The organism is Rhizobacter sp. P3_B12, from assembly GCF_056402895.1.
In genome coordinates this window covers 1-4,355 of the sequence record NZ_JBFUGN010000513.1, presented here as the reverse complement: position 1 = coordinate 4,355, position 4,355 = coordinate 1, and the positions used below count along the sequence as shown (strand labels likewise).

The following is a 4,355-nucleotide window of genomic DNA, read 5'->3' as shown; positions in this document are numbered from 1 at the left end:
GGGCGGCGGCTTCGAGGCCGGTGGTGCGCACGTGGTCGACGTTCTGCACGCTGTTCGTCACCGGCGTCACGTTCGGCAGCGGCTGGCTGTACAGCGCATCGTGCGTGTCCTCGTGGAACAGCGTCAGGCGCAGCGTGCCGGCATCGGCCAGCGTCCATTCGGAGCTGAGTTCCGAGGTCCAGGAGCGCTCGGGCCGCAGGTCCGGGTTCGCGATGGTGCTGATGCCGGTCGCGGTGGCCGCGCCCTGGTACAGCTCGGACACCGTCGGAAACCGCAGCGCGCGCCCGGCCGAGGCCTTCAGCACCCAGCCCTCGCGCAACTCATGCGAGAGCGCGGCCTTCGGCGACCAGGCGGTCTCGCTGCGCTGCGGGTGCGCATACGGCGTGAACGTGCCGGTCTGCGTCAGGCCGTCGAAGGCCTGCCAGCGCTCGCCGCGCAGCCCGAACACCGCCATCCAGCCATCGGCGACACGCCAGGCGTCCTGGCCGAACACCGAGCGCAGCCGCGTGTTGCCGTTGAAACGGGCGTTGACCGTGCCGCTTTCCTGGTCGATCCAGTCCGCCAGGCCGTAGACGGTGGTGCGCAGGCGGAAGCTGTCCTGCTGCAGCCCGGCGTCGACCACATGGGCGCTGCCCTCGCCACCCGGCCGCCAGGTGCCGCGCGCCGACAGCGTGTTCCAGCCGGTGCCGTTCAGGTCGGTCGCGCTGCCGTTGCCGCCGTCGAGCATCGGTTGCGACAACGCCGGCTGCTGCGTCGAACCGGCCGCCGGCTTGCGGCTCAGGTCGCGGCGGTAGTCGTAGACGCTCGCGGCCAGCTCCCAGTCGAACGCGCCGCCCGTGTTCTGCTTCAGCGACAGCGCCTGCATCAGGTGCGCCAGCCCGTCGCGGTTGGTCACGCCACTGAGCACCGGCGCCACGTACTGGTCCGAGCGCCCGACCGCGTCGTTGCGCCACCAGCCGAGCGTGTAGCTCGCCCGCAGGTCGGTGGCCAGGTCGTACGCGAGCTTCAGCTTCAGGTGGTCCTGCACCGTGCGGTACTGCGTGCTGGTGCCGCGCACGTACCAGGGCTTGCCGGTCTTGTCGGTGTCCGGCACGGCGCCGGCGGTCGGCGTGGCCGTGGTGTCGAACACCAGCGGCTGGCCTTCGCTGTCGAGCCGGTTCGCGTTGATCCACCACGACCAGYCGCCATGGCGGTCGCCGAGCGAAGCGCTGGTCTGCCAGCCGTTGTAGGTGGTGTCGGTGCCGTAGAGCTGGAACGGCTGCGAGAACGCGCCGACCATCGCATGGGCCTCGAACTTCGACGGCATGCGCGTCAGGTAGTCGACCACCGCGCCGGCCGAGTTGCCGGGGTAGGCCGCCGAGAACGGGCCGTACAGCACGTCGACGCGCTCGATCTCTTCCGGCGTCACCAGCCCCCAACGCGGCGCGAAGCTCGCGCCGTTGCCGAGCAGGTTCGACAGCAGGATGCCATCGGCATACACCAGCGAGCGCGCGCTGTTGCCGGTGCCCGACGCACGCGTCGACAGCACCGCGTGGTTGTAGTCGCCGGCATAGCGCTTGCGCACCAGCAGGCTGGGCAGGTACTTCAGCGCGTCTTCGCTGTCGGTCGCGTTGATGCTGGCCTGCACCTGCGCGCCGCTGATGCCTTCGATGGTGGTCGGGATCTGCGATGGCAGCGAGCCGCGGCGGCCGCCAGTCACGGTGACCACGCCCAGGTGCTTGACGGGTGCCGCGGCATCGTCGCTTGCAGCGCGGGTGGCAGCGGTGTCTTCATCGGCCCATGCCGCCATCGGCAGGCAGGCCAGCAGCGCCAGCGCCGCACGGGCGGCTGGCGTGAATCGGTACATCACGGAATGCTCCTGAACAGGACCGGGCGCACGACGCCGCGGTCGATCACACGGGCCGTCGGTGCGCCACGCGCACCGCGGCCAAGGCGGTGGGTTCAGGTGAGCGGGGGTGGGCCGTGCTTGAGCCGGGCGATCCAGTCGGCCTCGGCATCGGGGATCGGCGCGCCGGCGCGCACCGGCAGCGCAGGCGATTCGGCCGCCGCGAGCGCGGCGACGACCGGGCCGGGCTGCGGCGCCGCGAGCGCCAGCACCGCCGACAGCGCGCAATGCTCGCTGCCATGCGCCCCGGCGTGGTCGGCGGGCGCCGGCTTCGGCTCGCCGCTGTCGTCGAGCGCGACGGTGGCGACCCCGTAGACCGTGCAGACCTCGACCAGCGTCTTGCCCTGCATCTGCGCCGACATACCCGCCAGCATCGGCACCGCGGCTTTCAGCAGCAGCGCCAGCGCAAAGGCCCAGACGGCCCATCGCGATGCAGGATGGCGGGAGGTCATGGTCCGATTGTGCCGCAGCCGTCCGGACGGCCTCTGCACATTTCCTGCACACCGGGTGAGCAAACGCAAGCGTTCGCCGGCGCCGTCGATAATGCGACATGGCCATCCAGACCGACGATTTCGGCAGCCTGCCACCGCGCGTGGTCAGTGCTGCGCCCAGCTCGCCCAACGAAGAGGCGATCGAACGGGCGCTGCGCCCGAAGGGCCTGGCCGAGTACGTGGGCCAGGCCAAGGTCCGCGAGCAGCTGGAGATCTTCATCAGCGCGGCCCGCATGCGCGGCGAGGCGATGGACCACGTGCTGCTGTTCGGCCCGCCCGGCCTCGGCAAGACCACGCTGAGCCACATCATCGCCAACGAGCTCGGCGTGAACCTGCGCCAGACCTCGGGCCCGGTGCTCGAGAAGCCGAAGGACCTGGCGGCGATCCTGACCAACCTCGAGAAGAACGACGTGCTCTTCATCGACGAGATCCACCGGCTGAGCCCGGTCGTCGAGGAAATCCTGTACCCGGCGCTGGAGGACTACCAGATCGACATCATGATCGGCGAGGGCCCGGCCGCCCGCTCGATCAAGCTCGACCTGCAGCCGTTCACGCTGGTCGGCGCCACCACGCGCGCCGGCATGCTGACCAACCCGCTGCGCGACCGCTTCGGCATCGTCTCGCGGCTGGAGTTCTACAGCGCCGACGAACTCGCGCGCATCGTGCACCGCTCGGCCGGGCTGCTGAACGTGCCGACCGATGCCGAGGGCGCGTTCGAGATCGCCCGCCGCTCGCGCGGCACGCCGCGCATCGCGAACCGGCTGCTGCGGCGCGTGCGCGACTACGCCGACGTGAAGGGCGACGGCCGCATCTCGAAGGCGCTGGCCGACAAGGCGCTCGCGATGCTCGACGTCGACCCGCAGGGCTTCGACGTGATGGACCGCAAGCTGCTCGAGGCGGTGATCCACCGCTTCGACGGCGGCCCGGTCGGCCTGGACAACGTGGCCGCGGCGATCGGCGAGGAACGCGAGACCATCGAGGACGTGATCGAGCCCTACCTGATCCAGCAGGGCTACCTGCAGCGCACGCCGCGCGGCCGGGTCGCGACGCTGGCGGCCTTCCGGCACCTGGGCGTGACGCCGACGCGGGCCGCGAGCGACCTGTTCGACAACTGAGCTGCCGCTGGGGCCGCTGCCCCGTCAGCTCAGATCAGGTCCTCGACCACCAGCCAGTGGTAGCGCTCGGCCAGCCGGGCATCGAAGCGCTTGACGACCTCGGCGACGCGCTCGGCGTGCGCCGTGTCGGGCGCGTACACCAGCAGCCAGCCGCAGCCTTCGCCGGCGAGCTGCTGGTAGCGGCGCATCAGCGTCACCTCGTAGCCGAAACCGGCCAGCTGGCTCGCGTGGCCGRGCATGTGCTGCATCTGCGCGCCTTCTTCCTCGGCGGTGATGAACATCACGTCATCGTCGTCGAAGCCGGCATCGAAGAGGGCCTGCATCGCCTGCCGCGCGAGCTCGTCGCTCGGCAGCGCGACGACCACGTGGCCGACCGGTTTGAATGCGCCCAGCGAGTGGGGCCGGGCACCCTTGGTCATCCGCTTGACTGACATCGCATCACCCTCCAGACGGGCCCCGATGAAGGACCTGCAGGAAGTCTAGACCTCGCCGGCCGGGCGTCAATGCGAGGTCGCCTGGGGGCCCGCGAAGGGGGGCCGGGCCGCCTGCACGAGCGCGCCGGGCGTGTAGCCGAAGTGGCGGCTGAACCAGCGCGTCAGGTGCGCCTGGTCGGCGAAACCGCAGGCCTGCGCCGCCTGCGCGATCGATGCGCCGTCGAGCAGCAGCCGGCGGGCGCGGGCCATGCGGGCGGCGCGCAGGTAGTCGCCGGGGCTCAGTCCCAGCCAGCGGGTCGCGACGCGGTGGAAATGTTCGCGGCTGAGCGCGCAGTCGCGGGCGAGTTCGTCGATCGCGAGCATGTGCTCGCCGGTGGCCGCCGCCGCGGCCCGCTGCAGTGCGGCCAGCACCTGGCGCGCCGCACGGCCC

General features: G+C 71.3%; 5 protein-coding genes. 1 reads left to right on the top strand and 4 read right to left on the bottom strand.

Translation table 11 applies throughout. The annotated features are described in order from the left end of the window. A partial coding sequence (locus tag AC1D01_RS22595; RefSeq protein ID WP_477870262.1) for a TonB-dependent receptor occupies positions 1–1,846 on the bottom strand: 1,846 nt, incomplete at its 3' end. A 95-nt stretch (positions 1,847–1,941) separates the two neighbouring features. Next, a complete protein-coding gene (locus tag AC1D01_RS22590) occupies positions 1,942–2,337 on the bottom strand; it encodes a DUF2946 family protein (protein ID WP_477870260.1) in 396 nt (131 codons plus the stop codon). A 98-nt stretch (positions 2,338–2,435) separates the two neighbouring features. On the opposite strand from AC1D01_RS22590, the gene ruvB reads away from it, so the two are divergent. Continuing rightward, on the top strand, positions 2,436–3,491 hold the full coding sequence (gene ruvB / locus AC1D01_RS22585) for a Holliday junction branch migration DNA helicase RuvB (protein WP_477870258.1): 1,056 nt from the start codon (positions 2,436–2,438) through the stop codon (positions 3,489–3,491). Between the two features lie 29 nt (positions 3,492–3,520). Here the strand turns inward: ruvB and AC1D01_RS22580 are convergent, their stop codons facing one another. Further along, positions 3,521–3,925, bottom strand: a complete 405-nt coding sequence (locus AC1D01_RS22580; protein ID WP_477870256.1) for a hypothetical protein — start codon at positions 3,923–3,925, stop codon at positions 3,521–3,523. A 66-nt stretch (positions 3,926–3,991) separates the two neighbouring features. Then, positions 3,992–4,355 (bottom strand): helix-turn-helix domain-containing protein (locus AC1D01_RS22575; protein WP_477870254.1); only part of this gene is annotated, 364 nt, incomplete at its 5' end.

Bases quoted from the DNA above. Each gene is read 5' to 3' on its own strand.
- ruvB (WP_477870258.1), top strand. From the start codon at position 2,436: ATGGCCATCCAGACCGACGATTTCGGCAGCCTGCCACCGCGCGTGGTC.
- AC1D01_RS22590 (WP_477870260.1), bottom strand. From the start codon at position 2,337: ATGACCTCCCGCCATCCTGCATCGCGATGGGCCGTCTGGGCCTTTGCG.